The organism is Phenylobacterium sp., from assembly GCF_030651185.1.
In the GTDB taxonomy this organism is placed as follows: domain Bacteria; phylum Pseudomonadota; class Alphaproteobacteria; order Caulobacterales; family Caulobacteraceae; genus Phenylobacterium.
On record NZ_JAUSCJ010000029.1, the window covers coordinates 133,978 to 160,648 of the forward strand.

At 69.1% G+C, this 26,671-nt stretch carries 24 protein-coding genes; 11 read left to right on the forward strand and 13 right to left on the reverse strand.

Features of this window, described 5'->3' with window-relative positions:
* Positions 1 to 122: 122 nt before the first annotated feature.
* On the forward strand, positions 123 to 1,589 hold the full coding sequence (locus Q7J39_RS13870; protein WP_304826028.1) for a tetratricopeptide repeat protein: 1,467 nt from the start codon (positions 123 to 125) through the stop codon (positions 1,587 to 1,589).
* Positions 1,586 to 3,043, forward strand: coding sequence for a hypothetical protein (locus Q7J39_RS13875; protein ID WP_304826031.1), 1,458 nt, complete (start codon positions 1,586 to 1,588; stop codon positions 3,041 to 3,043). Before Q7J39_RS13870 ends, Q7J39_RS13875 begins: the two co-directional genes overlap by 4 nt.
* A 132-nt stretch (positions 3,044 to 3,175) precedes the next feature.
* On the opposite strand, the gene Q7J39_RS13880 is transcribed toward Q7J39_RS13875, so the two are convergent.
* The 3 genes from Q7J39_RS13880 to Q7J39_RS13890 form a co-directional block, all read right to left on the reverse strand.
* On the reverse strand, positions 3,176 to 4,747 hold the full coding sequence (locus Q7J39_RS13880) for an amidase (protein WP_304826033.1): 1,572 nt from the start codon (positions 4,745 to 4,747) through the stop codon (positions 3,176 to 3,178).
* Between the two features lie 154 nt (positions 4,748 to 4,901).
* Positions 4,902 to 5,084 carry a CsbD family protein gene (locus Q7J39_RS13885; RefSeq protein WP_304826035.1) on the reverse strand — a complete coding sequence of 61 codons (183 nt, stop codon included), beginning with the start codon at positions 5,082 to 5,084 and terminating at the stop codon, positions 4,902 to 4,904.
* 78 nt (positions 5,085 to 5,162) lie between these two features.
* Positions 5,163 to 5,750, reverse strand: coding sequence for a TetR/AcrR family transcriptional regulator (locus tag Q7J39_RS13890; protein ID WP_304826037.1), 588 nt, complete (start codon positions 5,748 to 5,750; stop codon positions 5,163 to 5,165).
* 104 nt (positions 5,751 to 5,854) lie between these two features.
* Here Q7J39_RS13890 and Q7J39_RS13895 point away from each other — a divergent pair, with 104 nt between their 5' ends.
* The 3 genes from Q7J39_RS13895 to Q7J39_RS13905 all read left to right on the forward strand — a co-directional run bounded on the left by Q7J39_RS13895 (position 5,855) and on the right by Q7J39_RS13905 (position 10,868).
* Positions 5,855 to 6,175, forward strand: a complete 321-nt coding sequence (locus tag Q7J39_RS13895; RefSeq protein WP_304826040.1) for a hypothetical protein — start codon at positions 5,855 to 5,857, stop codon at positions 6,173 to 6,175.
* A 164-nt stretch (positions 6,176 to 6,339) separates the two neighbouring features.
* A complete protein-coding gene (ettA, locus tag Q7J39_RS13900) occupies positions 6,340 to 8,007 on the forward strand; it encodes an energy-dependent translational throttle protein EttA (RefSeq protein WP_304826044.1) in 1,668 nt (555 codons plus the stop codon).
* Positions 8,008 to 8,291: 284 nt separating this feature from the next.
* Positions 8,292 to 10,868, forward strand: coding sequence for a calcium-binding protein (locus tag Q7J39_RS13905; protein ID WP_304826047.1), 2,577 nt, complete (start codon positions 8,292 to 8,294; stop codon positions 10,866 to 10,868).
* On the opposite strand, the gene ygiD is transcribed toward Q7J39_RS13905, so the two are convergent.
* The 3 genes from ygiD to Q7J39_RS13920 form a co-directional block, all read right to left on the reverse strand.
* Positions 10,865 to 11,638 (reverse strand): 4,5-DOPA dioxygenase extradiol, encoded by a 774-nt coding sequence (gene ygiD / locus Q7J39_RS13910; RefSeq protein WP_304826050.1) that lies wholly within the window; start codon positions 11,636 to 11,638, stop codon positions 10,865 to 10,867. The two genes, Q7J39_RS13905 and ygiD, sit on opposite strands and share 4 nt — an antisense overlap.
* 74 nt (positions 11,639 to 11,712) lie before the next feature.
* On the reverse strand, positions 11,713 to 13,230 hold the full coding sequence (locus Q7J39_RS13915) for an aldehyde dehydrogenase family protein (RefSeq protein ID WP_304826053.1): 1,518 nt from the start codon (positions 13,228 to 13,230) through the stop codon (positions 11,713 to 11,715).
* Between the two features lie 11 nt (positions 13,231 to 13,241).
* Entirely contained in the window at positions 13,242 to 14,360 is a 1,119-nt protein-coding gene (locus Q7J39_RS13920) for a saccharopine dehydrogenase family protein (protein ID WP_304826056.1), read from the reverse strand.
* A gap of 92 nt (positions 14,361 to 14,452) precedes the next feature.
* Between Q7J39_RS13920 and Q7J39_RS13925 the strand changes: the two genes are divergently transcribed.
* Both Q7J39_RS13925 and Q7J39_RS13930 read left to right on the forward strand, forming a co-directional pair.
* Positions 14,453 to 14,905, forward strand: coding sequence for an Lrp/AsnC family transcriptional regulator (locus tag Q7J39_RS13925; RefSeq protein WP_304826059.1), 453 nt, complete (start codon positions 14,453 to 14,455; stop codon positions 14,903 to 14,905).
* A gap of 76 nt (positions 14,906 to 14,981) precedes the next feature.
* A complete protein-coding gene (locus Q7J39_RS13930) occupies positions 14,982 to 16,325 on the forward strand; it encodes a cytochrome P450 (protein WP_304826062.1) in 1,344 nt (447 codons plus the stop codon).
* 35 nt (positions 16,326 to 16,360) lie between these two features.
* Here the strand turns inward: Q7J39_RS13930 and Q7J39_RS13935 are convergent, their stop codons facing one another.
* Both Q7J39_RS13935 and Q7J39_RS13940 read right to left on the reverse strand, forming a co-directional pair.
* On the reverse strand, positions 16,361 to 17,608 hold the full coding sequence (locus tag Q7J39_RS13935) for an MFS transporter (protein WP_304826065.1): 1,248 nt from the start codon (positions 17,606 to 17,608) through the stop codon (positions 16,361 to 16,363).
* A gap of 284 nt (positions 17,609 to 17,892) precedes the next feature.
* On the reverse strand, positions 17,893 to 18,300 hold the full coding sequence (locus Q7J39_RS13940) for a helix-turn-helix domain-containing protein (RefSeq protein WP_304826068.1): 408 nt from the start codon (positions 18,298 to 18,300) through the stop codon (positions 17,893 to 17,895).
* 86 nt (positions 18,301 to 18,386) lie between these two features.
* Between Q7J39_RS13940 and Q7J39_RS13945 the strand changes: the two genes are divergently transcribed.
* On the forward strand, positions 18,387 to 18,770 hold the full coding sequence (locus Q7J39_RS13945; protein WP_304826071.1) for an MAPEG family protein: 384 nt from the start codon (positions 18,387 to 18,389) through the stop codon (positions 18,768 to 18,770).
* A gap of 131 nt (positions 18,771 to 18,901) precedes the next feature.
* Here the strand turns inward: Q7J39_RS13945 and Q7J39_RS13950 are convergent, their stop codons facing one another.
* The 4 genes from Q7J39_RS13950 to Q7J39_RS13965 all read right to left on the reverse strand — a co-directional run bounded on the left by Q7J39_RS13950 (position 18,902) and on the right by Q7J39_RS13965 (position 21,762).
* Positions 18,902 to 19,636: a hypothetical protein gene (locus tag Q7J39_RS13950; RefSeq protein ID WP_304826074.1), complete on the reverse strand. Its 735-nt coding sequence runs from the start codon at positions 19,634 to 19,636 to the stop codon at positions 18,902 to 18,904.
* A gap of 22 nt (positions 19,637 to 19,658) precedes the next feature.
* Positions 19,659 to 20,042, reverse strand: a complete 384-nt coding sequence (locus Q7J39_RS13955; protein ID WP_304826077.1) for a hypothetical protein — start codon at positions 20,040 to 20,042, stop codon at positions 19,659 to 19,661.
* Between the two features lie 92 nt (positions 20,043 to 20,134).
* Complete coding sequence (locus Q7J39_RS13960) at positions 20,135 to 20,929, reverse strand: HAD family hydrolase (RefSeq protein ID WP_304826080.1); 795 nt, start codon at positions 20,927 to 20,929, stop codon at positions 20,135 to 20,137.
* 95 nt (positions 20,930 to 21,024) lie between these two features.
* The gene (locus tag Q7J39_RS13965) at positions 21,025 to 21,762 is read right to left on the reverse strand and encodes a trans-aconitate 2-methyltransferase (protein WP_304826083.1); all 738 of its coding nucleotides are present in this window, start codon (positions 21,760 to 21,762) and stop codon (positions 21,025 to 21,027) included.
* A gap of 132 nt (positions 21,763 to 21,894) precedes the next feature.
* On the opposite strand from Q7J39_RS13965, the gene Q7J39_RS13970 reads away from it, so the two are divergent.
* Positions 21,895 to 23,160, forward strand: coding sequence for a hypothetical protein (locus Q7J39_RS13970; RefSeq protein ID WP_304826086.1), 1,266 nt, complete (start codon positions 21,895 to 21,897; stop codon positions 23,158 to 23,160).
* Between the two features lie 61 nt (positions 23,161 to 23,221).
* Here the strand turns inward: Q7J39_RS13970 and Q7J39_RS13975 are convergent, their stop codons facing one another.
* Positions 23,222 to 24,238: an aldo/keto reductase gene (locus tag Q7J39_RS13975; protein ID WP_304826089.1), complete on the reverse strand. Its 1,017-nt coding sequence runs from the start codon at positions 24,236 to 24,238 to the stop codon at positions 23,222 to 23,224.
* 144 nt (positions 24,239 to 24,382) lie between these two features.
* On the opposite strand from Q7J39_RS13975, the gene Q7J39_RS13980 reads away from it, so the two are divergent.
* A complete protein-coding gene (locus tag Q7J39_RS13980; protein ID WP_304826092.1) occupies positions 24,383 to 25,708 on the forward strand; it encodes an aspartate aminotransferase family protein in 1,326 nt (441 codons plus the stop codon).
* Between the two features lie 34 nt (positions 25,709 to 25,742).
* Entirely contained in the window at positions 25,743 to 26,669 is a 927-nt protein-coding gene (locus Q7J39_RS13985; RefSeq protein WP_304826095.1) for a 2-hydroxyacid dehydrogenase, read from the forward strand.
* The last annotated feature ends 2 nt before the right edge of the window (positions 26,670 to 26,671 follow it).

The window sequence follows — 26,671 nt, forward strand, 5'->3', positions numbered from 1 at the left end:
TGTTCACTCGCCATTCAGGCGAGTCTTAACAGTTTGAGAGATCACCGGCCCAAGCTTGACAGGGGGTGGGGGCGAGACGCTAGTGAACAGTTCAACTATGGTTAACGCTTAAGGGGGAGCGCATGGCCATTTTCCATGAAGCAGCCCTCGGCGTGCGTCGCATCGTTCGTGGGGGCCTTACCTTGGCGGTCCTGGCCGCCATCATTCCGTTGAGCGGCGGCTGTCAGCCCAATGACAATCCTGGCGGCGGCAGCAGCGGCGCCGGACGTGTGGCCGCCGGCGGTCCGGCCTGCCCGCGGCCGCAGGCCTCGATCGGCGTGCAGCCGCAGTTCAACGCCCAGGAACAGGAAGTCCGCGCCCTGCGGCGCCAGGGATTCCAGGGCGACTTCTTCGCCCAGATCGATCTGGCTCGGCGCTATTCCGGACGCGACGCCCAGGAAAAGAACCTCGCCGATCCGGTGGAGTCGGCCGTCTGGTACGAGATGGCGCTGTCCAATCCGGATGGCTACGCGCCGATCATCGCCCGTGGGGACCACAAGAAGGGCAATCGCGGCGGCGCAGGCAACAAGCTCAATGACTGCCGTGCGGCCGAGCGCCGGGGCGCCTATCTGGCCATGGACCGGATGCTGGACCGCATGAGCTCCGACGAGCGCCAGCAGGTCCGCGACCGGGTGATCTATGTGCTGTCCAGCCAGGGCGCTGCGGGCTTCCGTACTCTGGCGCGACTGCACGACTCGGCCTTCGGACCGTTCGGGGACCCCACCGACGGCTCGCCGGTCGATCCGCGCGACCTGAACCAGGTCAAGCCTCCCGCCGCGGCGACCCTGTTCACCCGCAACGATGTCGACGTCTATCTATACAACTACCTGGCCGCCCAGGCCGGCGATGTGGCCGGCTACGTGATGCTGAAGGACTTCGAGAAGTCCTCCGTGGAGCGCGCCTCGTTGGGCTCGGACGCCGAGGCCAAGGCGCGGCGCTGGGTGCCGCCCTACGAGTTCTATCCGCCCCTGGCCCCCGATAGCGGCGTGCCGCATTCCGATGAGGCCTTGACCCTGGGCGAGGCCGAGGGCGTCGCGCTGGCCCGCATTGACGAACTGCCTTTCCAGCACATTGGGGCGGCGCTGGCCTATCTGCGGGTGATCCCGCAGCCGGTGAGCAGTCTGAACCAGCTGTCGCCCGGCGACGTCCAGACCTTCCAGGCCATGCTGGGCCGCCCGACGACCGGGGTGTTCACGTCCCTGGAGAAGGTTCGGGCGATCCAGTACGCGGCGGTGAATGGCTCGGCCCGCTCACAACTGGCTCTGGCGGTGATGTATGCCGAGGGTGTGGGCGTGGCGCGGGACTATGCGCGTGCGTTCCATTGGTTCGCGGAGGCCGACAAGCAGGGCAGTCCCGAGGCCAAGTACGCCATGTCGACCTATTTCTCGCTGGGGGTCTCCGGCGTCGCCGACCAGGACAAGGCCTCGGCCGTCTCCTACCAGATCGATGGCGCGCTGGCCGGCTTCAAGCCGTCCGCCCAGCGCCTGCGCGAGGTTCTGGCCCAGGTGGCTCGCACACCACGCCGGCCTACAGAAGGAAATTACCGGTGATCGCAAAAGCCCTTCGCCGCCTGGCGGGCCTTGGCGCCGCCGTGGCCTGCGTCATGACCCTCGGCTTTGCGGGCGAGGCGCAGGCCCTGCCCGACGCAAAGATCGACCAGCAGATCCGCCCGAACTTCGGCATCCTGCTGGCCCCGCCCCTGCGCCATACCTATCGCCCCGGCGCCTGGAAGCCCCGGCGCGGCGGCTATGCTCCGGGCGGCTATCGTCCCGGCTATCCGTCGGGCCCGCGCCCGCCGCTGTACCTGGATTCCATTACCGTCGACTGCGCCGACCCCAATAGGGGCCCTACGCCCCTGGCCGACGCCATCTACAACCTGGCCGACAACGGCGTGCTCTATATCCGCTCGCGCGGCGGGGTCTGCCGCGAGACCCTGGAGATCGACCATCCGGTGGTCATCGCCGGCGAAGGCCCTCCGGCCTTCGGAAATGTCGGTTCCGGCGTGGCCAAGCTCAGCCCGCCCGACGGTTCGCCCTGCATCCGCATCGCGCCGGGGGTAAAGGGTGTCGAGATTCGCGACCTGGTGATCGAGGCCAACCAGGGTGGTCGCAGCGCGTGTATCGAGGCGCAGGACGCCGACGTGGCGCTGATCCGTTCGTCGCTCCGCTACCAGGGCGACGCCTCGGCGATCTTCGTCCAGGGCGGCAGCCTGATCATGCGCAACAGCCTTGTCGAGGCGCGCACCAATGACGCCGCCATCCTCGCCGATGGCGCGGCGGTGGACATCCTGCAATCGAAGATCAGCGCCGACGTGCGTGGCCTGGACATCACCCCGGCACCCGGCCAGAGCCGCCTGGTGCAGGTCGGGGTGATCTCGCCCGGCCCCGGCTTGCCGGGCTCCACGGCCATCACCGTGCGCGATCAGCGCAGCGGCGCCGGCAGCCTGCTGATCGCCAACAGCGTCATCCGCAACTGGATCACCGGGGTCTATGTCGACCGCGGCGCTGAGGTGGAACTGAACCGCAACCGCATCATCCGCGTGCGTCGCGGCGTGCTGTCCGACTATGGCAAGGTCCGTGTGCGTCAGAACGCCATCGCCGCAGACGAATACGGCGCCCATTTCGCGGGGGGCCGCCCCGAGGTCGGCGGCAATCGCTTCATCGGCGCCGGGGTGAGTTATGAGCGCGGTGTCGAGCCGGTCACCGAGCCCAACTACGTCTATTCTTCGCAGGGCTGTCACTATCAGATGCCGCCCGGCGTCTACTGCCGCCCCATGATCGAGGCGCCCAGGGCGATCACCGACGAGAGCGGCTTTGACGCCTCGGGCCGCTATGGCTGGGAGGTCGATGGCTACGAGCGCGGCTACGCGCGGGACGGCGCGCCGACCGCCCGCCCGCCGGTCCCGCCGCGCAGGTCGAGGTTCGGGCGTCCGCCCCCCCCGCCGCCGTTGTATCCGAACGGCTACTCCAGCGGGCCGCCGCTGATGGGCGGCCCCGGGTACTAGGAGCTTTCCGCCCCTGTCGCGAAGCGAACGGGGCAGGGGACCGGCGCAGCCGGTGGAGGGTGCGGCCCCATCCACTGAGCCCGGTCTCTCTCCTTCCACCCCCCTTCCCCGTAAACGGGGCAGGAAACGTCGCTAATGATCGAAGGCCGCTGACCCGTTGACCGAGGCGGGGAAGGTCGGCGCGCGCCGGACCTTGGTCACCTGCTCGAAGGCGTAGCCCAGGGAGAGCAGTCGGGCCTCCGACCAGGCGGTTCCGATGAAGGAAAGACCCACCGGCAAGCCCTCCACATAGCCCATGGGCACGGTCAGGTGGGGATAGCCCGCGACCGCGGGCAGGCTGGAGGGCGAGCCCAGCCACTTGCCGCCATTGACCCGGTCCACGACCGAGCTCGGCCCGCCGCTTTGCGCCACCAGCGCCTCGACCTTGGCGTCGCGCAGCAGCTTGTCGATGCCTTCAGGGCCCGCCAGGCGCCTGGCGTCCGCCCGGGCCTTCAGATAGGCCGGGTCGTCCAGGCCCGGCGAGGCTTGGGCCTCCAGGAAGGTCTCCTGGCCGAACAGTGCGGTCTCGCGCGACTCGGATGCGTTGAAGGCGATCAGGTCGGCCAGGGAGCGCGTCTTCACCTGGGTCGGCGAGGTGGCGGCGAGATAGGCGTTCACCCCGGCCTTGAACTCCACCCGAAGGACCAGATCCTCCAGATCGCCGAGGGCCTTGCCGTCCGGCGCGGTCACCTCCACCAGCACCGCGCCCGCGGCCTTGAGGACGGTGAGCGCCTCTTCGAACACGGCGTCGGTTCGAGGCGAGTGGCCGGCTGTGGCCCGCATCACCCCGATCCGGGCGCCCTTGAGCGCGGCGGGATCGAGGGCCTTCAGATAGTCGGTTCGATGCTGGTCGGCCGCCGCCGTGGCGGGATCGGCGGGGTCGGAGCCCGCCATAGCGGTCAGTACAGCGGCGGCGTCGGCGACGCTGCGGGTCATGGGACCGGCGGTGTCCTGGCTCTCTGAGATCGGCACGATGTAGGTGCGGGAGACCAGACCCACGGTGGGCTTGAGGCCGACGATGCCGTTCATGGCCGCAGGGCAGGTGATGGAGCCGTCGGTCTCGGTGCCGATCGCCGCCACGGCCAAGCCCGCCGCCACCGCGGCGCCGGAGCCTGCGCTTGAGCCGCAGGCGCTGCGGTCCAGGGCGTAGGGGTTGCGCACCAGGCCGCCCATGGCGCTCCAGCCGCTGATGGACCGGGATGATCGGTAGTTGGCCCATTCCGAGAGGTTGGCCTTGCCCAGGATCACCGCGCCCGCGTCGGTCAGCCGCTTAACCAGGGGGGCGTCGCGGTTTGTGATGTTGTCCTTCAGGGCCAGGGACCCGGCGGTGGTCGCCGTGCCATCGGCAGACTCGATGTTGTCCTTCAAAAGAATGGGCAGGCCATGCAGTGGTCCCCGGAGCTTCCCGGCCTTGCGCTCGGCGTCGAGCTTTCGCGCGTCGGCCAGGGCGTGGGGGTTCACGGCGATGACGCTGTTGAGCCTCGGCCCCTTGCGGTCCAAGGCCGCGATCCGCGCCAGGTAGGCCTTGGTCAGGCTCTCGGAACTGGCCGTTCCCCGGGCCATGGCCTGGGAGAGGTCCTGGACCCCGCCGAAGGCCGGATCCTCGGCGGCATGGGCCGCGCCCGCCGCCGCCAAGCCCGCAATCAGTCCCACCGCGCGTTTCATGTTCACCCCGCCTTTGAATGCATTGGAGGGCGTTCGCGGGCGGTTGGCCAGACATGACGAAGGCCGCGCCCTTATTGAGCGCGGCCCTGCCTTAAGTTCCGCCGATCCTGGGGGAGGAGGGGGGCGGGACCTGCCTCTGAGATGGGTTCGCGGCCTACTTTTTCAAGACGTCGCGGGCGGCTTCCTTGAGGTTGCCGACGCCCTTTTGAAGCTTGCCGGCGGCGCGTTCGCCCACCCCTTCGGCCTCGAGGCGCTCGTTGCCGGTCAGCTTGCCGGCGGCTTCCTTGATCGTACCGGAGGCGTCCTTGGCGGCGCCCTTGGCGATGTCCTTGTGCATAGGATCTCCTACTGGATGCGGCGGGGCGGGGGAGCGCCCGTCGCCCTTCTCTACGCGCGGGACCGGGAGATTGTTCCCTCAGGGATTGCGCGTGCGCGCCATCAGGCTGTCGAACGCCGACCGCGCCGCGGCCCGGGCCCCGGTGTCGTCCAACAGGCGCCGTAGTTCGCTGTGACCGAGGATGAAGCTCTTCATCTGGAAGACCACGCTCTCGGCCTCCGCATCGCTCATCGGCGGTTCGCGCAAGGCCTTCATCTCGCCGGCCAGACGCTGCCGCCAGGCGCGGACCCGCTGCTGCAGTAGGTCGCGCATGGGCCCCGGCTGATCGTCCAGCTCGGTGCTGGCCGCCACGATCAGGCAGCCCCCGGCGGCGTTCTCAACCTCGGTCCAGTCCAGCCAGCGTTCGAAGACGTTCTCCAGCCGGGCGCGGCCGGGGGGCAGGTCGTCAGCGTCCGCCCAGACGAAGGCGATGAAGCGGTCGAACCCGGCGTCGAGGGTCGCCAGCTCCATGGCTTCCTTGGAGTCAAAATGCTTGAAGAGACCACTCTTGGAGAGGCCTACAGCCTCGGCCACGTCCCCCAGGCTGATCGCGCCGAACCCCCTGATCGCGGCCTGGCGGCCAGTCTCATCGATGATGCGCGCCCGGGTGGCTTCGCCCTTCTTCAAAACAGACCTTCCATGGCCAAGCTCCCCTCTTGACAAAAAGTGACCGATCGTGCCCTTTCCGGATCAGTGACCGATCGTGCCCTTTTATCCGCATGGAGCTTCCAGTGCAAACCAAGGTTCTCTCAGCCGCAGTCATGGCGATCGCCCTGTTGTCGGCCAATGGCGCCTGCGCCGAGGGCTACCGCGCCCAGGCCAAGCTCCTGACCCCCGTGGCCGTTCCCACTACAACCATGGTCAGCAATGTCGAATGGAAGTGCTATGGCGACGCCTGCCTCGGCGTTTCGAAGTACGCGCCGGGTCTCGACAGCTTCATGAAGCAGTGCCGCAAGGTGCGCGCCGCGCTCGGCCCGCTGGCCGCCTTTTCCAGCCGTGGGATCGCGATGAGCGACCTCGACGTCGCCAACTGCAACGCCGGCCCGCGCTAAGCCTTCCCCCTCCGGCGCGCTGTCCGAGGACGGCGCGCCGACTTTTTCAGTGCGATGGGGGTCGCGATTGCAGCCCCGCGCCGCGCCGACGTTGCGCAAGACGCCCCTGACCGCTATCTCCGCACCCGAATTCCCCTCTTTCGAAGAGCGAGCGCGGACGCCCCATGGCGCAGCAGTACATTTATCAGATGCAGGGCCTGACCAAGGCCTTCCCCGGCGGCAAGAAGGTGTTCGAGAACATCTGGCTGTCGTTCTACTCCGACGCCAAGATCGGCGTGGTGGGCGTCAACGGCTCGGGCAAGTCCACCCTGCTGAAGATCATCGCCGGCGTGGACAAGGAGTTCAACGGCGAGGCCAAGGCCGCTGACGGCGTCAAGATGGGCTACCTGGAGCAGGAGCCGCACCTCGACGACCAGCTCAACGTCTGGGGCAACATCATCTCCTGGTGCGAAGAGAAGAAGATCTTCGACCGCTACAACGAGGTCGCCGCCAAGCTGGGCGAGGACTACACCGATGAACTCATGGAGGAGATGACCGCCCTCCAGGAGAAGATAGACGCCGCCGACATCTGGGACATCGACTCCAAGATCGAGATGGCCGCCGACGCCCTGCGCTGCCCGCCCAACGACTGGCCGGTGGACAATCTCTCCGGCGGTGAGAAACGCCGTATCGCGCTGGCCCGCCTGCTGCTCAGCAAGCCCGACATGCTGCTGCTGGACGAGCCTACCAACCACCTGGACGCCGAGTCCGTGGCCTGGCTGCAGCATCACCTGGAGGCCTTCCCGGGCTGCGTCATCCTGGTGACCCACGACCGCTACTTCCTGGACCAGGTGACCAAGTGGACCCTGGAACTCGATCGCGGCAAGGGCCTGCCCTATGAGGGTAACTATTCCGGCTGGCTGGAACAGAAGACCAAGCGGATCGTCCAGGAGAACTCTGAGTCCGAGGCTCGCCAGCGCGCCATGACCCGCGAACTGGAGTGGGTGCGCTCGGGCGCCAAGGCCCGTCAGGCCAAGTCCAAGGCTCGTCTGGCGGCTTATGACGAGATGGTCCGCGAGCAGGAGACTTCGCGTCTGGCTCAGACCACCGCCACGATCCAGATCCCGCCCGGCCCGCGCCTGGGCAATGTGGTCCTCGAGGTCGAGAACCTCGAGAAGGCCTATGGCGACAAGGTGCTGTTCAAGGACCTGACCTTCAAGCTGCCGCCCAACGGCATCGTGGGCGTGATCGGGCCCAACGGCGCTGGCAAGTCGACCCTGTTCAAGCTGATCACCGGCCAGGAAACCCCGGACGCCGGGACCTTCCGGGTCGGCGAGACCGTGAAGCTGGCCTATGTCGATCAGAGCCGCGATGCGCTCGATCCCACCAAGACGGTCTGGCAGGAAATCTCCGGCGGCCTCGACGTGCTGGCCGTCGGCAAGCGGGAGATCAACACCCGCTCCTATGTCGGCTCGTTCAACTTCCGCGGCGGCGACCAGCAGAAGAAGGTCGGCCAGCTCTCGGGCGGGGAGCGCAACCGCGTCCACCTGGCCAAGACCCTGACCACCGGTGGCAACCTCATCCTGCTCGATGAGCCCACCAACGACCTGGACATCGAGACCCTGCAGAACCTGGAAGAGGCGCTGGAAGAATTCGCGGGCTGCGCCGTGATCATCTCCCACGATCGCTGGTTCCTGGACCGCCTAGCCACCCATATCCTGGCCTTCGAAGGCGACAGCCACGTGGAATGGTTCGAGGGGAACTTCGAAGCCTATGAGGATGACAAAAAGCGCCGCCTCGGCGCCGACAGCCTCATCCCCCACCGGCTGAAGTTCCAGAAGTTCGCGCGGTAAGGCCCGTGCTCGCGTCCGACCGGCGGACGCGAGCCTAGGCCACGCAGCGACTGGGTCAGTATGCGCCACACCTCCTGGCGCATCGATTGCACGAGTAGTCCCATAATAGTCCAACCCTGGGTTGGACGCGACCTGGCGCGCCAAGGCGAAGACCCGCAGGCGCCAGCGCGGATGATGGGGGCTTTCCGTTGGCGACGTTCATCTTTGAAACCATAACCGCCGAGTGGGCCGCTAGCTTCTCGTCCGGCGACGTGCTCATCTTCCCCACCAATGTGAGCGCCGGCATGGTCGGCGTCACCTATGTGGCCGCGGCAGGCGGGGTTCCGGCGCACGTGGAGCTGACCGCGATCGGTCGCACCGTGCCGTTCGGGGGCAGCGCGTACGGAAGTTCGAACTTCATGTTCGCGAACGGTTCGAAGCTGCAGATCAGCAATTCCGGAGCCGCCGAGACTTTTGCCGGCACGGCCTCCGGCGACGGCTTCTACGGCGGCGATGGCAATGATTCCCTGAGCGGCGGCGGCGGTGACGATGTCTTGCAAGGGGACGCTGGCGGCGATGCGTTGGATGGTGGCGCGGGCCTGGACACCGCCTCCTATGCGGGTGCGACGGGTGGTGTGACCGTCAGCCTGCAGGTCGCCGGAGCGCAAGCCGTCGGCGGCGGAGAGGGCACGGACACCCTGGTCAGCATCGAGAACCTGACGGGCGGGGCGTTCAACGACAGTCTGCTGGGCGAAAGCGCCGCCAACACCCTGATGGGCGGCTCAGGCGCCGATACGCTGGACGGCGCCGGCGGTGACGATGTGCTCCAGGGGGGCGGGGGCGATGACCGGCTGGTCGGCGGCGGGGGCGTCGATGTCGCCAGCTATGCGACGGCCAGTTCGGGCGTCACCGTCAGCCTGGCGGTCACCACGGCGCAGGCGGTGGGCGGCGGCATGGGAACCGATACCCTGGTGTCTGTGGAAAGCCTCGTCGGTTCGGCCTATGGCGACACCTTGAGCGGCGGGGCCACGCCGCTCAGTCTTATGGGCGGAGCGGGGGATGACAGCCTTGTGGGCGGCGCCGGGGCCGATACCCTGGATGGCGACCTCGGCTATGACACCATCTCCGGCGGCGCAGGCGACGACCTGATCATCGGCGGCCCTCAGTTCGGCGACGTGGCGAGCTACGCAACGGCCACCTCGGGTGTGAGCGTCAACCTGTCGATGACGGGACCTCAGGCCGTCGGTGGCGGCATGGGGACCGATACGCTGGACCGCGTCGAGGGCGCGATCGGATCGATCTATGGCGACACCCTGGTGGGGTCGAGGGAGCGCGATGGGCTCTGGGGCGACGACGGCGGCGACAGCCTCGTGGGCGGAGCCGCCGCCGACACGATCGACGGTGGGGCCGGCAACGATACAATCGCCGGCGAGAGCGACGACGTCATCAACGGCGGCTTCGGCTTCGACTTCTTCACGTACGGCAACACCGGCGACTCGATGGGCGGCAAGCTCGATCTTTCGATGACCAGTGTTCAGTCACTCGGAGGGTTCCTTGGAAACGTGACGATCCGGTCGATCGAAGGCGTCATCGGATCCGCGTTCAACGACACGTTCATCGGGCAATCGGCGGAGGCCAGCGACCTGCGGGGCGGCGGCGGCGACGACTACCTCAGGGGCGGCACGGGCGCCGACACCTTCGATGGCGGCTTCGGCAACGACACTATCGTGGACGGTGCGGGTGATGACTTCATCGATGGCGGCGCCGGGAACGACTTCGTCAGCTTCGCCTTCGCGGAATCGGGGGTCAACGTCGGCCTGGGCATCTTCAGTGTCCAGACGGTCGGCGCGGACATGGGGGCCGACTCCTTCCGTAATCTGGAAGGCGTGATCGGATCGAACTTCGGCGACCAGCTGGGCGGACGCATCAGTTCCGACACCCTGATGGGCGGAGCCGGGGCCGACACCCTGTTGGGCACCGAGGGCGACGACCATATGATCGGCGGGTCGGGCCTCGATTTCGTCAGCTACGCCAACGCCTCGTCCGGCGTGACCGTCAATCTCGGCGTGATCTGGGCGCAGGGCATTGGCGGCGGCATGGGCGCCGATGCGATCAGCGGCGTCGAGGGCGTCTACGGCTCCAACAACTACGGTGACACCCTGACGGGCGACAGCGGCGCCAACACCCTGATGGGTTATGGCGGCGACGACTCCTTGAGCGAGACCGGTAACAGCGGCGCAAGTTCCCTCGCAGGGGACGCCGGCAACGACTACCTCCGGGCGGCCGGTGGCGACGACAGCCTTATGGGCGACGCCGGCAACGACACGGTGGTGGACACCGGAGGCCACAATTACCTCCGCGGCGGAGACGGGTCCGACAGCATGTTCGGCGGTTCGGACTTCGACGACCTGCACGGCAACATGGGCAACGACACCGAATTCGGGAACGCCGGCGACGACTGGGTGGTCGGCGGGCAGGGCAACGACTTGCTGTCCGGCGATGCCGGCGGGGACATCGTCTATGGCAACCTCGGCAATGACACCCAGTTCGGCGGCGACGGTTTCGACTGGGTGCGAGGCGGCCAGGGCAATGACAGCCTCGATGGCGGCGCGGGCGACGACTGGATTTGGGGCGACCGGGGCGATGACACGGTGACCGGGGGCGCCGGGGCCGATGTCTTCCACATCTTCACTGGCGGCGGCCTGGATCGGGTGACTGACTTCAGCTCCGCGCAGGGCGACCGGGTGGTGATCGACTATGGAACCTACACGGTCTCCCAGGTGGGGGCCGACACGGTGGTCGAGCTCGGCGGCGGCGATCGCATGGTGCTGGTAGGCGTCACCGCGTCGACGCTGCCGACAGGATGGATCACCACGCTTTAGCCGATGCGCGCGCCCAGCATGCTGATCGAGCCCAGGTCGATGTGGTCGTTGAAGAGCGCGACCGGTTCGCCGGGGTGTGTGGCGCCCAGGACGTAGAGCAGGGGCAGGTAGTGCTCGTCGACCGCCATGCCGGCTTCCGGGCCGAGGCCGGCGGGATCGATCAGGGCGGCGTGGTCGCCCGCCGATAGCCGCCCGCGTACGGCGTCGTGGAAGTGCTGGGCCCAGTCCAGCGGCGCGGCGTTCTCGGCGCGGACGGCGGCGCGCAGGTTATGGACCAGGTCGCCGGAGCCGAGGATCAGCACGCCCTCGTCACGCAGGGGCGTCAGGCGCTTGCCGATATCGTAGTGGGCGGGCATCGGCTGGCTGAGGTCCATGGCCAGCTGCACGACCGGGACGTCGGCGTCGGGATACATGTGGGCCAGGACCGACCAAGTCCCGTGGTCCAGGCCCCAGTCCTGGTCGGCGCGTACGGCTATCGGCGCCAGCAGCTCGGCGGCGCGGGCGGCCAGGGCGGTGTCCCCGGGCGCGGGATACTGCATGTCGAACAGCGGCTGGGGGAAGCCGCCGAAGTCGTGGATGGTCTTCGGCGCGGCCATCGCCGTCACCGCCGTCTCGTTCAGGCACCAGTGGGCCGAGATCGCCAGGATCGCCTTGGGGCGCGGCAGGCTGTCGGCGACATCGCGCCAAACCTGGGCGTTGGGGCCGCCGAGCGCGTTCATGGGAGTGCCGTGGCCGACAAAGACCACGGGCATGCGGGAGGGCGTGTTCATATCCTCCATATGGTCCCGGTCGTGACGCGCCCAAGAGCGGTTCCTGAAACGCTGCGTCGCCGTGAGAGCGACGCCTAGACGTCGAAGGTCACGCCCTGGGCCAGGGGCAGGTCGCGTGAATAGTTCAGGGTGTTGGTGGCCCGGCGCATATAGGCCTTCCAGCTGTCGGAGCCGGCCTCGCGGCCGCCGCCGGTCTCCTTCTCGCCGCCGAAGGCTCCGCCGATCTCAGCGCCCGAGGGGCCGATGTTGACGTTGGCGATGCCGCAGTCGGAGCCGATGTCGCTGATGAACAGCTCGGTTTCGCGGACGTCGTTGGAGAAGATCGAGGAGGCCAGGCCGGCCGCCGTGGCGTTCTGCAGGGCGATGGCCTCGGCGAGATCACGGTAGCGGACGACGTAGAGGATGGGGGCGAAGGTCTCGCGCAGCATGGGGCCGGTCTGGCTGGGCATCTCCACCAGGGCGGGGCGGACATAGACGCCGGGGCGCTCGACGCGGTGGCCGCCATGGACGGTCCCGCCGGCGGCCTGCGACTCGGCCAGGGCCGCCTGCATGCCGTCATAGGCCGCCTCGTCGATCAGCGGGCCCAGCAGGGTTCCGGCCTCCCGCGGGTCGCCCACCGGAACCGAGGCGTAGACGGCCTTCAGGCGGTCGATCAGGGCGTCGGCGACATCCTCGTGGACGAACAGCCGGCGCAGGGTGGTGCAGCGCTGGCCGGCCGTGCCCATGGCGGAAAAGGCGATGCCGCGCAGGGCCAGTTCCAGGTCGGCGGAGGGGGCGACGATGGCGGCGTTGTTGCCCCCCAGCTCCAGGATGGCGCGAGCGAAGCGGGCGGCCAGGACCGGGGCCACGGCCCGGCCCATGGCGGTGGAGCCGGTGGCCGAGAGGATGGCGATCTTGGGGTGGGCCACCAGGGCCGTGCCGACCTCGACCCCGCCCTGGATCACCTGGGCGAGGTGGTTGGGCGCGTCGCCGAAGCGGGCCACGGCCTTCTCAAAGACCGCCTGCACGCCCTGGGCGGTGAGGGGGGTCTTCTCCGACGGCTTCCAGACCACGGGGTCGCCGCAGACCAGGGCCAGGGCCGCGTTCCAGCACCAGACGGCGACCGGGAAGTTGAAGGCCGAGATGACGCCGCAGACCCCCAGCGGATGCCAGGTCTCCATCATCCGGTGACCGGGCCGCTCGGTGGCGATGGTCAGGCCGTGCAGCTGGCGCGACAGGCCCGTGGCGAAGTCGCAGATGTCGATCATCTCCTGGACCTCGCCCAGGCCCTCGGAGGTGACCTTGCCGGCCTCCAGGGCGACCAGGCGGCCGAGGTGGTCCTTGGCCAGCCGTAGCTCCTCGCCGAACAGGCGGACCAGCTCGCCACGCCGGGGGGCGGGGACCTTGCGCCATTCGAGGAAGGCGGCGTGGGCCCGCTCAACGGCGGCGTCCACCTCGGCGGGGGGCGTGGCGCGCAGGGTGGCGATGAGCTCGCCGTTGATGGGCGAGCGGGCCGGGACATCGGCGCCGGCCAGGGCGGGGAGGTCGACGCCCAAGGCAGTCAGCGTCGCCAGCGCGTCATCGCGGACGGCGGGCAGGGGGCGGGCGTTCATGTCTGCGCTCCTCAGGCGACGGCGGCGACCGGGGCGTCGGCCGGGTGGTCACCTGGCTGGCGATAGGCCTTGCCGAACCGGTTGGAAAGGACGTCGGCGAGCGCGATCTCCTCCTGGCGGACATAGCCCTGTTGCGGCAGGCGGCCGGCGGCGAGCAGGTCCAGCACGGTGCAGATGCCGGCCGCCGTGGTGACCTGGATGGCGCTCCAGAAGCCGGCGCCATGGTGTTCGCCCATGACCTTGCCGGCATAGCTCTCCTGCATCAGGCGGTCGCCCCGCCTGCCCGAGGCGGTGACGAAGAACACCACCACGTCCTGCTCGGTGCCGGGGACCGCGCCCTCCAGCACGTCCTTCAGCAGGTCGCGCCGGTGGCGCAGGTTGAGGTCGTTCAGCAGGGTGCGCATCAGGGCGCAATGGCCGGGATAGCGGACCGATTTATAGTTCAGGTTCAGGGCCTTGCCCGCCAGAACCTCAGCCAGGGAGCCCAGGCCGCCGGAGGTGTTGAAGGCCTCGTAGGTGACGCCGTCGAGGCTGAAGGTCTCCAGGCCTTCCAGGGCCGGGAGCTCGCGCAGCTCGCCCTCCACCAGGGCCTCGCAGGGTTCGCAGTACTCGTTGATCACACCCTCGGTGGACCAGGTCAGATTGTAGCCGAGACTGTTGGAGGGATAGCGGGGCAGGGCGCCGACGCGCAGGCGCAGCTCGTCGACCCGGTCGAAGCCGCGGGCCAGGTCGGCGCCGGCGATTGAGATGAAGCCAGGCGCCAAGCCGCACTGGGGTATGAAGGCGCCCTTGGCGGTGGCCGCCAGGGCCTTGACCATCTTGGTGGTGGCGACGTCCTCGGTGAGGTCGAGATAGTGGCAGCCGACCCGGGCGGCGGCCTGGGCCACCGCGCTGGTCAGGTGGAAGGGGGCGGCCGACAGGACGGCGAAGGCGCCGGTCAGGGCGGCGTCCAGGGCGTCCGCGTCGGTGACGTCCAGCACACATGTCGACAGCCGTGGATGGAGGACAAGTCCCTGCAGCGCCGCCGCCGACAGGTCGACAAGGGTCACGGCATAGTCGCCGCTCTCGGCCAGCATCTGGGCGATGACGCCGCCGATCTTGCCGCCGCCGATGACCACGATCCCGCACATGTCGCACCTCCCTCTTGAGAGCTTGACGGTGCGGTCATTTCGGAGCGATTTGAACAGACATAGTGTCAGAAATGCGCAGTCAGATGAGCGATATGACTAGTACTACCGACGATATGAAGCTGGACGCCCGCGACCTGGCCCTGGTGCGGTTGCTGGAGATCGACTCGCGGCTGCCCACCTCGACCCTGGCCAAACGGCTCGGCGTTTCGCGCACGACGGTGCAGACGCGCATTGACCGACTTGTGACCGCGGGGGTGATCGCAGGGTTCACCATCGCGCTGGGAAAGCCGTTGGAATCCAGGATCGTACGGGGACATGTTCTGGTGACGGCGGCGCCCAAGGCCGCCCGACATATCGAGGCTGCCTTGCGCGCCATGCCCCAGGTGGAGGCCCTGCACTCGGTGTCGGGGCCCTTCGACATGATCGTCATGGTGGCCGCCGCCTCCATCGAGGAGCTGGACCAGGTGCTGGACGACATCGGCCTGATCGACGGGGTGGAGCGCACGACGTCGTCAATCATCCTTTCGACAAGAATTCGCAGGTGACGTAGGGGCGCCGTTTGCGTTGCGTTACGTCAAAGAGCGAAGGTCGATTCCAGGCTCGAAAACCGGAGAAACCGCCATGCTTCTGATCAGTGACACCGTGGAAGTTGGCGGCCCCAAGGGCCCGGCCCACAAGCCGGTCTTTCCGCCGAGCCCCGTCGAGCTCTGGAACCCCGAGGCCTTCACCAAGGGGCCGCCGATGGAAGCCTTCGCGCAGATGCGCAAGGCCTCGCCCATCGCTTGGATGTCCGAGCCCGAGGACCGGCCGGGCTTCTGGGCGCTCACCCGGCATGAGGACGTCATGCGTGTGAACGCCGATTACGAGACCTTCTCCTCGCAGCGGGGCGGCATCCTGATGAGCCACCAGCGCTCGGAGATGCAGCTGGCCCGCGCCAGCCTGGACACCATGATCAACATGGATGCGCCGATGCACATGCAGCTGCGCCGCGAGCACATGCCCTATTTCACGCCCGCCTATCTGCGCGGCCTGACCGACCGGGTGGAGGGCGAGGTGACCCGCCTGCTGGACGCCATGGCCAAGCAGGGCCGGGTGGATCTGGTGCAGGCGGTGTCGGCCCACCTGCCGCTGTTCACCCTCTGCGAGATCCTCGGGGTTCCCGTAGAAGATCGGCCCAAGTTCCTGACCTGGATGCATTTCCTGGAAATGGCCAACTCCTTCGCCGCCGAGCGCAGTGGCGCGGGCGGCGGGCTGGAGAGCGCCGCCGCCGAGGTGCCGCCGGAGATGAAGGCCTTCCTCGACGCCTTCACCGCCTCGATCCAGGAGATGTTCGATTACGGCCGGCACATGCTGCACAAGCGCCGCCTGGATCCCCAGGCCGACCTGATGAGCGCGATCGCCAAGGCCCAGGTGGACGGCGACCTGCTGTCCGACGAATACCTGGACGGCTCCTGGCTGCTGATCGTGTTCGCCGGCAACGACACCACCCGCAACACCATCTCCGGCTCGATGAAGCTGCTGAGCGACTTCCCCGAGGAGAAGGCCAAGCTGATCGCCCGTCCCGAGCTGATGCCCGGCGCGGTCAACGAGTTCATCCGCATGATCAGCCCGGTGATCTACATGCGCCGCACCGCGACCCGCGACGTCGAGGTGGCCGGCCAGCAGATCGCGGAGGGGGAGAAGGTGGTCATGTACTACGGCGCCGCCAACCGCGACGCCGCGGTGTTCGCCGACCCCGACCGCCTGGACGTCACCCGGGCCAACGCCGACAAGCACATCGCCTTCGGCTACGGCCCCCACACCTGCATCGGCAAGCGGGTGGCGCAGCTGCAGCTGGAGGCTGTCTACCGCCAGATTCTGGGCCGCTTCCCCGACATCCACCAGTCGGGCCCGATGGACGTGGCGCCCAACAATTTCGTCTACGCGATCCGCTCAATGCCGGTGGAATTCACCCCGGAGGCTTGAACCCTCGCCCCCCTTCAGGGGGAGAGGGTTCTGCGTCAGGCGTCCAGCTCGATCAACTTCACCCGACGCAGGGCGGGGGAGGTGAGCGCGATCAGGGGCCCCACCGCCAGGCCTGCCGCGGCGATGAACAGGGTTTCGCGGACGCCGATGACATTGCCGAGCGCGCCGAAGGCCAGGGCGCCCACCAGCATGGTTCCGCCGCCGGCCGCCTTGAAGGCGCCGGCCGCGCGGCCCAGGGTCTCCTGGGGCAGGACGGTCTGGCGCAGACTGGCGGCCAGGATGGTGTGGATGACGGCGGTGGAGTCCCCCAGCAGCTGGGCGGCGATCAGCATCGTCATGCCGACGAGGGGGGCGGCGGGCGAGAGCGGGATCAGCAGGGCGCTGCCGGCTGAGGCCAGGGCCATGACCAGGATGGCGGGGCCCGCGCCGAGGCGCCTGGCGACGGGGGCGGCGAGGCCCGCGCCGATCAGGGCGCCGAGGCCGCCGAAGGCCACAGTGATCCCCAGCATGGCGGGCGTCAGGTTCAGGGTGCGCAAGGCGAACAGCAGGTAAAGCGCCGCGAAACCGCCGCCGAACAGGCCGTTGGTGGCGGTCATCACCAGCAGGGGCCGGACGCGCGCGTCGGCCCCGGCGACCCGGAAGCCCTGGGTCAGGTCGGCCACCCAGTGTTGCGGCGGCACGGGTTCAGGGTCGGGCTCGACCTTCTTGATGCCCATCAGGAAGACGGCCGAGACCAGGTAGGTCACAGCATTGACCGCGATGGCGAAGGGGGCGGTGAGCCACTGGAACAGCAGGCCCGCCAGGGCCGGGCCGCCGAGCTCGGCCACCGACTCCGTGGCCGAGAGCTTGGAATTGCCGTCCACCAGCCGCTCGGTTCCGATCAGGGCCGGGAGATAGGCATGGTCGGCCATGTCGAAGAGCACGCTGGCGGCGCCCACCAGGGCCGCGGCGGCGAACACCTGCCAGAGGGAAAGCCAGCCCAGCCAGGCGGCGATCGGCACGGTGATCAGCACCGCGGCGCGGATCAGGTCGGTGGCGATCAGGATCGGGCGGCGGTGGCGGCGATCGACAAAGCCGCCGCCGAACAGGCCGACGAAGAAGGCCGGGCCGTAGGACAGCGCGGCCAGCACGCCGAGCGTCGCCGGGCTGGCGCCCAGGGTCATGACCGCCGTCATCGGCAGGCCCTCGCGGGTGATGCGGGCGCCGAAGGTGGAGACCGCCTGGGCCGCCCACAGCTTCATGAAATCGCGGTCGCGCGTCAGGGCGACAGGCGGGGTGGTCATGGGGAGAGTCCGTCGAGATGGCTCGGCCGCGCAGGGCCGCGATCCCGCGACTTGGTGCGGGCGCTAGGGGCGAGCGCGATATTTGTAAGCCGCCTCGGACGCTTGCCTAGGGGGCTTGTGGCCGGGGTGGGGCGTGAGGTCAAGCTTGGGGGATAGCCTTTCCTCCCCTGTGCAGCGGAGCGGGGGAGGAAAGAGGGCGGGGGTTAGGTGAGGATTTTCCGCCCCTGTGGAGCGGAACGGAAAGGGGGAGGAAAAGTTCACCAACTCACCCGGCGAGGTCTCGGTCATCCCCCCGACGGCGTCGCTCTAGTGGGTGGTGGCGGCTCGGGCAGGAAGTCGCCGGGCGTGGCTTTCAGGAACCAATCCGGGATCGCGCGGCGATCCTCCAGGTGGGCCTCACCCCAGCGGGCGGCGGCCTGGAGCAGGGGCAGGAGGTCGGCACCGGCCGGGGTGAGCCGGTAGCCGCCCCGCGCGCCGGGACGAGGCTCGGTCTCCTCGATGAGTCCCCAGGCGGTGAGCCGCGCCAGTCGGTCGGACAAGATGTTGGTGGCGATCTTTTCCGGGCCGCGATGGAAGTCCTGGAAGCTGCGAGCGCCCAGCATCATGGAGCGGATGACCACCAGGGACCACTTGTCGCCAACGACATCCAGGGCCGACGCGATCGGGCAGTCAGAGCGAAAGCGGTTGCTCATCAAGGTCTCGAATGGAACTTGTAAAACGCAAGTTAGCGCGACAGGGTGCCAGGCATCAAGGTCTCGGTGGGGAGATGAAGATGGTTTTGGCGCCGATCACATCGGTGCTCGCCGCGGCGAGCGCTCTGGCCCTGGTGGGGCTCAGCATCCCAGTCTCGATGCGGCGGTTCAGCGCCAAAGTCCTGCTGGGAGACGGACGCGACCAAGTGCTTCTGGCCCGCATCCGGGCCCAGGCGAATTTCGTGGAATATGTGCCGGCGGCCCTGATCGTCATCGGGCTGGCGGAGGTGAACGGGGCAAGGGCCTGGGTAGTCTGGACCTGCGCGGTCAGTCTGGTGGTGGGACGGGCGATCCATGCCTTCGGCATGCTGACCGGGGCGCAGAGCAAGCCCCGAGCGGCCGGGATGACGCTGACCTGGCTGGCGCTGGTGCTCGGGGCCGGTGGGTTGGCGGGGCAGTTGCTGGGTTAGGCTCCTTCTCCGGCAGGGGGAGAAGGAGAACCACGGATGCCGCCGATCACGGCACACGCCAAAAGGCCCCCCGGTGCGAGCCGGGGGGCCTGGCGGTTCTTGGCGCCGTGGGCTTTTGCGGCGCTTTCGACCTAGATGTCCGTGCCGCGGATGGGCGTGGTGATGCCCGGGCTGTCGGCGCGGCGATCGCGCTCTTCCGCGAGGCTGTCGTCGCGGGCGTCCTGGTTGGCGAAGGACCGGCTCTCGCCGTAGCGCTGGCGCTCTCGGATGACTTCGTCGGCGGTGTAGGGGGCCGCCCCGACATCGAAGCGGCTCCAGCCTTCGGCGCGGTATTCGGAGCCTCGCGCCAAGGCGTCGACGCCCTGGTGCTGGTTGAGGATCTGGTCGACGTGGGCGGCGTCCTCGTCCTTGGCCTTGACGCTGACCAGGGTCCCGCCGCGACGGACGCCCTCGGCATAGACCTGGGCGTCCTCGTCGGAATGGCCGGCGTCCTTCAGGGCGCCCAGCACGCCGCCGGTGGCCGCGCCCGCTGCTGCGCCAGCCGCGGCGCCGACGACGGTGGAGACCAGCCAGCCGGCCGCGACCACGGGCCCGAGGCCGGGGATGGCCAGCATGCCGAGGCCGGCCAGCAGGCCGCCGCCGGCGCCGATCAGGCCGCCGGCAGTCGCGCCCTCGGCGGCGCCTTCGGCGGTCTCATTGTCCTTTTCGACGTCGGCGGTGTGGTGCCGGTGGCCGTCGTGCCAATTGTCGGCGTTGCTGGCCACCAGGCTGATGTCGTGGTGCGGGACGCCCGCGCGTTCCAGCTCGGAAACGGCGGTCATGGCTTGGGTGTGGGTGTTGAACAGGCGGGAAATGGTGCGGGTCATGATGAACTCCTGGGCTTGAGGGTTAGCTGGCGGTGACGGCGCCCTTGAAGTCGAGCGAGACGTCCATGGTCTTGCCGTCCTTCATGGCCTTGGCGGTCCACATGCCGTCCGTGCCCTTGGCCAGGCCGGTGACCTCGGTGTAGCCCGCGTCCTCGATGCGCCCCTTGGCCTGACCCTCGGTGAAGGAGTTGGAGGCCGCCTCGGTCATGGCGTCGGAGGGGTTGGCGCCGGTGTTGATGGCGGCGTTGTCGGCGGGCGGCGAGACGACGCCGCCGGGGGCCGCGATACTGGCGCTGGCGTCGGCGGCGGCGGCCGAGGTGTCAGTGGCCGTCTCTGAGGCGGGTTTGGAACAGGCGCCCATGAGGGCCAGGGTGAGCGCGGCCCCCGCAAGGGTCCCCATTGTCATTCGCATCATGTTTCTCCGGAGATTGAGGCTGAACAGCGCTCAGACTCCGGCATTGTTCCGACAGCCCCGCTTAGAATTCGGAGGGCGTCGCCTTAGCTCAGCAGGGTTTCGATCACCCGGGCCACGCCGTCATCCTCGTTGGTGGCGGTGGTCTCGGTGACGGCGGCCAGGACGTGGGCATGGGCGTTGGCGACGGCGATGCCGCGGCCGGCGGCGGTGAGCATCGGGATGTCGTTGGGCATGTCGCCGAAGGCCACGATCTCGTGGGCGCCGATCTCCAGCAGCTCCCCCAGGTGCAGCAGGCCGCTGGCCTTGGACACCCCCAGCGCCCCGAACTCCACGAAGGGGGCGCCGGAGTGGGTGACGGAGACCCGGTCGCCGGCCAGTGCGCGGATCAGGGCGTGCAGGTCGTCGATCTCGTGGACCGGGTGGTGGACCAGGATCTTGATCAGGTCCTCGTCGCAGAGGATGTGAACCGCGTCGATCCGGGGCTCGTGGTGGTGGACGAAGCCGTCGAACATGGCTGTGGGGAAGGCCGCCTCCCGGCCCACCTTGTGGCCGTGCTCGGTGGCGAAGCTGAAGTGCGGGTCACGGTCGCGAAGCTCGGCGACCAGCTGCAGGGCGATGGCGGTGGGCAGGGCCTCCTGGCGCATCACCTGGTTGGCCGCGACGTCATAGAGCAGGGCGCCGTTGGAGCAGACGGCCATGCCGGTGATCCCCAGGTCCTCGGCGATGTGATGCACATCCCGCGGCGGCCGGGCGGTGACGAAGGCCACGACCATGCCGGCCTCGCGGGCGTTGGCCAGCGCCGTCCGGGTGCGGGCCGAGATCGAGCCGTCCCGGCGCAGCAGGGTGCCGTCGAGGTCGGTGGCGATGAGGCGGATCATGGCTGGTTTTGATCGCGCGACGGGAGTCGGTCAAGCGGGGCGGGGTGTCGCCATTTTTAGTTGTCGCGTGGCGGGGGCCCGAACCGGCATCCACTTTAGGCTGCCACGCTCCGCGGTGTCCCCCACCAGAGGGTCGAGCTGATCTCGAACGCCACCTTGCCGTCGGTGACATAGGGGGCGACGACGGCGCGCAGGTCGGCGCCGAAGGCGTCGGCGAGCGGGCCCAGCTTGGTGCGGGACCAGGTGGCGCGGGAGTGCTCGGCCTCGATCAGGTCGTCGACCGACCGGACGATGGGGGCGGTGAAGACCTCGGTGGCCACCAGGTCGAACCAGGGCTGGTGGCCGGTGACGCGGGCGGTGTGGCCGGGGTCGTTCCACTGACCGCCCAGCTTGCCGACCCAGTCGACGATGGTCTGGTTCCAGGCGGCGATCCAGGGCGCGGCGGCGGGGCCGTCGCCGCCAAGGATGGCCATCTGGCCTGTCGGCGCGAGTGCGGCGGCGAGGCGGGGGAAGAGACGCGGGGCGTCCATCCAGTGGATGCTGGCGCCGGCGACGATCAGGTCGAGACCGGCGGGGAGGGGGACGTCCTCGGCGAAGGCTTCCGTCCAGGCGATGTGGCGGTTGGCGCCGGCGTCGAGGCGCTGGGCCAGCCGCAGCATGGCGGCGGAGGGATCGACGGCCAGCACCTGCGCGAAGTGTGGGGCGAGGCCGTGGGTCAGTTTGCCGGGGCCGCAGCCGAGGTCGAGCAGACGGCCGCGACCGGGGGTGAGTTGCAGCAGGCGCTCGAACAAGGCCGGAGGATAGGGGGTGCGGTGAACATAGGCGGCGACCACGCCCTCATCCTCGAACTCGGCGCCGGTGTTCTGGGCTGCTGCTGCGGCGATTGTCGCCTCCCCTGGCTTTGACCTTAGTTTGGACCTGCGGGGCGGGGTGGCAAGGGGGCGCGGTCCCGATAAGCTCACCCCATGTGCGACACCCTGGTAGCCCTGGCCTCCGAGACCCCGCGCGGAAAGCTGCTGTTCGGCAAGAACAGCGACCGGGAGCGCAATGAGGCGCAGGTGCTGGAGATGCAGCCGCGGCGGCGGGGCGGCGGGGACCTGAAGCTCACCTATATCGCCATCCCCGATGTGGCGCAGACCCATGCCTGCCTGATCAGCCGGCCCTGCTGGATGTGGGGGGCGGAGATGGGCGCCAATGAGCATGGGGTGGTGATCGGCAACGAGGCGCTGCACGCCCGCGTCCCGGCCCAGCGGCGCCGCGCCCTGACCGGCATGGACCTGGTGAGGCTGGGGCTGGAGCGGGGGGCCACGGCGGCCGAGGCGCTGGCGGTGATCATCGGCCTGCTGGAGCGGCACGGCCAGGGCGGCGACTGCGGGCATCTGGGGCGGTTCTACTATCACAACGGCTTCATCATCGCCGACGCCACCGAGGCCTATGTGCTGGAGACCGTGGGGCGCGACTGGGTGGTGGAGACGGTGGCCGGGCGCCGCTCGCTGTCCAACGCCTATTCGATCGGGGCGGGGTGGTCGGACATCAGCGCCGGACTGGCGGCGCAGGGGACGGGGCGGTTCGACGTCGCGGCCCACCTGATCGACGAGGCGCGCGACGCCGTCAGCTTCGGGCGCGGGCGGTGCGCGCGGGGGCAGGCGCTGCTGGACGGGGCGGGGGATGCGCTGACGCCCGGCGCGATGATGGCCATCCTGCGCGACCATGGCGAGGGCGCCGACTGGAGCCCGGACAACACCGTGGGACGGACGATCTGCATGCATGCCGCCTCGGGGCCGCGTCGCAGCCAGTCGGTGGCGTCGATGGTGTCGGAGGTGGGGGCCGAGCGGGCGGTCCACTGGGTGACGGCCACCTCGGCGCCCTGCACGAGCCTGTTCAAGCCGGTGCTGTTCGAGGCGGGTGCGCCGCCGGTGGGGACTGCGCCGTCGGACACCTATGACGATCAGAGCCTGTGGTGGCGGCACGAGCGGCTGCACCGGGCGCTGCTGGCCGACCATGCGGCGGGGATGGCGCTGATCGCGGCCGAGCGCGACGCGCTGGAGGCGGGGTTCCGGGCGCGGATCGAGGGGGCCGATGATCTCGCGGCGGCGGTGGCCGACTGCTGGCGGGCGGCCGAGGCGGCCGAGGCGCGGTGGGCGGCGGCGCTGGCGCCCGCGCGGCCCGGCGGCTCAGCCTACGCCCGGAGTTGGGCGCGGCTGAACGGGGTGGCGGGGGTGGTGCGGTAGAATTGGCCTATGTGCGTCCTTCTCCCGCAAGGGGAGAAGGACGCACATAGCCGAACTCGAACTAGCCCATCGGGTACGGGATTTCCTTGGAGATGGCGTCGATCTTGGTGAGGACCTCTTTCGACAGCGTCACGTCGGCGGCGGCGAAGATGTCGGGGAGTTGCTCTTCCTTGGAGACGCCGACGATGGTGGAGGCCACGAAGTCGTGCTGCTTGCTCCAGGCGGTGGCCAGCGTCACCGGGCTCATCCCGGCCTCGGCGGCGACCGCGGCGAAGCGCTCGGTGGAGGCCAGGGACTTCTCGTTGACGAAGCGCTTGGCCATCACCGCCTGGCGGCCGCCCTGCGCGATGTAGCGGGAGAACCGCGCGCCCTCGGGCGTCGCCCCGCCCTGGTACTTGCCCGACAGCACGCCGCCGGCCAGGGGCGAGTAGGGGATCAGGCTGACGCCCTCCTTGCGGCAGGCCTGGGCCAGTTCGTCCTCGAAGCGGCGGTTGTTGAGGCTGAAGTTGTTCTGGATGGTCTGGTAGCGCGCGACGCCGAGGCGCTCGGACGCCGCCACGCTCTTCATCAGGCCCCAGGTGGTCTCGTTGCTGCAGCCGATGGTCCGCACCTTGCCCTCGCGGATCAGGTCGTCGAGGGTCTCCATGGTCTCGTCATAGGCGATGTCGTGATCGGGCCAGTGGGTCTGGTAGAGGTCGATATAGTCGGTCCCCAGGCGTTGCAGGCTGGCCTCGACGGCGCGGGTGATGTTGTGGCGGTCCAGCGCGGTCATGCCGGCCCTCTGGGCGCCCTTGATCCAGCCGTGGCTGGGGCCGCAGACCTTGGTGGCGATGATCACCTCGTCGCGGCGCTTGGTCTTCAGCCAGCGGCCGACGATCTCCTCGGTGCGGCCGGCCCATTCCTCGCTGGGGGGCACCGGATAGTTCTCGGCGGCGTCGAAGAAGTTGATCCCGGCCTCCAGGGACTTGTCGAGGATGCGGTGGGAGGCGGCCTCGTCGACCTGGGAGCCGAAGGTCATGGTCCCCATGCAGATCTTGGATACGACGATGGCGCTCTTGCCGAGGCGATGGGTCTGCATGAATGGCGTCCTTGAAATGGGGCGCCGGTCAGCGGCGGCGCTTCAATGGCCTGGCAGATAGGGGCAAGGCCCAGGCCTGCGCAAGGCGGCGGCTGGCGGTTGCTGGCCGAACATGATTGCCTGTCGCCCCGAGGAGATCCGAGCATGAGCGCCGATTTCGGAGACAACCGCCCCGACCTCGCGGCCTGGTGGATGCCCTTCACCGCCAACCGGCAGTTCAAGGCCGATCCGCGCCTGCTCGCGCAGGCTAGCGGCATGTACTACCGCACGGCCGATGGCGAGGAGGTGCTGGACGGGACCTCGGGGCTCTGGTGCGTCAACGCCGGGCACGGGCGGGCCGAGATCGCCGAGGCCGTGCATCGCCAGCTGATGACCCTGGATTTCGCGCCGTCCTTCCAGATGGGCCATGCGCCTGGCTTCGAGTTCGCCCAGCGGCTGACCCAGATCGCGCCTGCGGGCATGGACCGGGTGTTCTTCACCAACTCCGGCTCGGAGTCGGTGGATACGGCCCTGAAGATCGCCATGGCCTATCACCGGGCGCGCGGGGAGGGGCAGAGGACCAAGCTGATCGGCCGGGAGAAGGGCTATCACGGGGTCGGGTTCGGCGGCCTGTCGGTGGGCGGCCTGGTGAACAACCGGCGGACCTTCGTCACCCTGCCGGGGGTCGATCACCTGCCCTCGACCTACGACCTGGCGCGCAACGCGTTCTCGCGCGGGCTGCCGGCCCATGGCGCGGAGAAGGCCGATGCGCTGGAGGGGCTGATCGCCCTGCACGGGGCCGAGACCATCGCCGCGGTGATCGTCGAGCCGGTGGCGGGATCGGCCGGAGTGCTGCCGCCGCCGGTGGGGTATCTGGCGCGGTTGCGGGAGATCTGCGACCGGCACGGCCTCCTGCTGATCTTCGACGAGGTGATCACCGGGTTCGGGCGGATCGGCGCGCCCTTCGCGGCCCAGGCCTTCGGGGTGACGCCGGACATCATGACCACGGCCAAGGGGCTAACCAACGGGGTCATTCCCATGGGGGCGGTGTTCGTGAAGCGGAGCGTCCACGACGCGGTGGTGCAGGGGCCGGAGGGGGCGATCGAGTTCTTCCACGGCTACACCTATTCCGGCCACCCTGTGGCCTGCGCGGCCGGGCTGGCGGTGCTGGACATCTATGCCCGCGAGGACCTGTTCGCGCGCGTCGCGGCCATGGCGCCGCTGTGGGAGGCGGCGCTGCACGGGCTGCACACGAAGGCCCACGTGATCGACATCCGCAATGTGGGCCTGATGGGCGCCATCGAGCTTTCGCCGCGCGACGGAGCGCCGGGGGCGAGGGGCTATGAGGTGTTGGTGAGAGCGCTGGAGGCCGGCCTGCTGGTGCGGGCGACCGGGGACACCATCGCCCTGTCGCCGCCGCTGATCATATCGGTGGCGGAGATCGGCAAGCTGACCGAGATCCTGGGCGGGGTGCTGGCGGGCGTCGACTGACCGGCTATAGAGGATCGTTCGTCCGGAGAGCCCCATGCCCCATACCCTGCTGATCTCGCACCCGATGCTGTCGCCGATGCAGGCGGGGCTGGAGGCGCAGGGCTACCGCGTCGTGCGGCGCTGGGAGATGGCGGACGGGGACGCGCAGGCGGTCGAGGCCATCGTCCATGCCGGCGAGATCTATCTCACCGCCGACTTCCTGGAGAGCCTGCCGAACCTGAAGCTGATCGCCAATGTCAGCGTCGGCTATGACGGGGTGGACGTGCCCTGGTGCCGGGCGCGGGGGATCGAGGTCAGCCACGCCGACGGACTGAACGCCGAGGATGTGGCCGACCATGCGCTGGGCCTGCTGATCGGCGCCTGGCGCAACATCGTGGCCGGCGACCGCATGATCCGGGCCGGGGTGTGGAACAACGACCGCATGGAGGTCGGGCCGGGCATGAAGGGCCAGCGGGTTGGGATCATGGGCCTGGGCCATATCGGGGTGGCGGTGGCCAAGCGGGTCGAGGCCTTCGGCATGACGGTGAGCTGGTGGGGACCGAAGCCGAAGCCGGGCGCCGCCTGGCCGCGGGCCGAGAGCCTGCTGGCCCTGGCGGCTGACTGCGACATCCTGGTGGTGGCCTGCCGCGCCGATGTCTCCAACCGCCAGGCGGTGAACGCCGCGGTGATCGAGGCGGTGGGACCCAAGGGGATGATCGTCAACGTCTCGCGCGGCTCGGTGATCGATGAGGACGCCCTGATCGCGGCGCTGAAGGACGGCCGCCTGGGCCGCGCCGGACTGGACGTGTTCGCCACCGAGCCGACGCCGCCGGAGCGTTGGGAGGGCGTGCCCAACACCGTGCTGACCCCGCACAGCGCCGGGGGCACGGTGGGCTCTCTACCGTCGATGATCGCCCAGACCTTCGAGAACCTGCGCCGCCATTTCGCCGGCGAGGCCCTGCTCAGCCCGGTGAGCCACTGAGC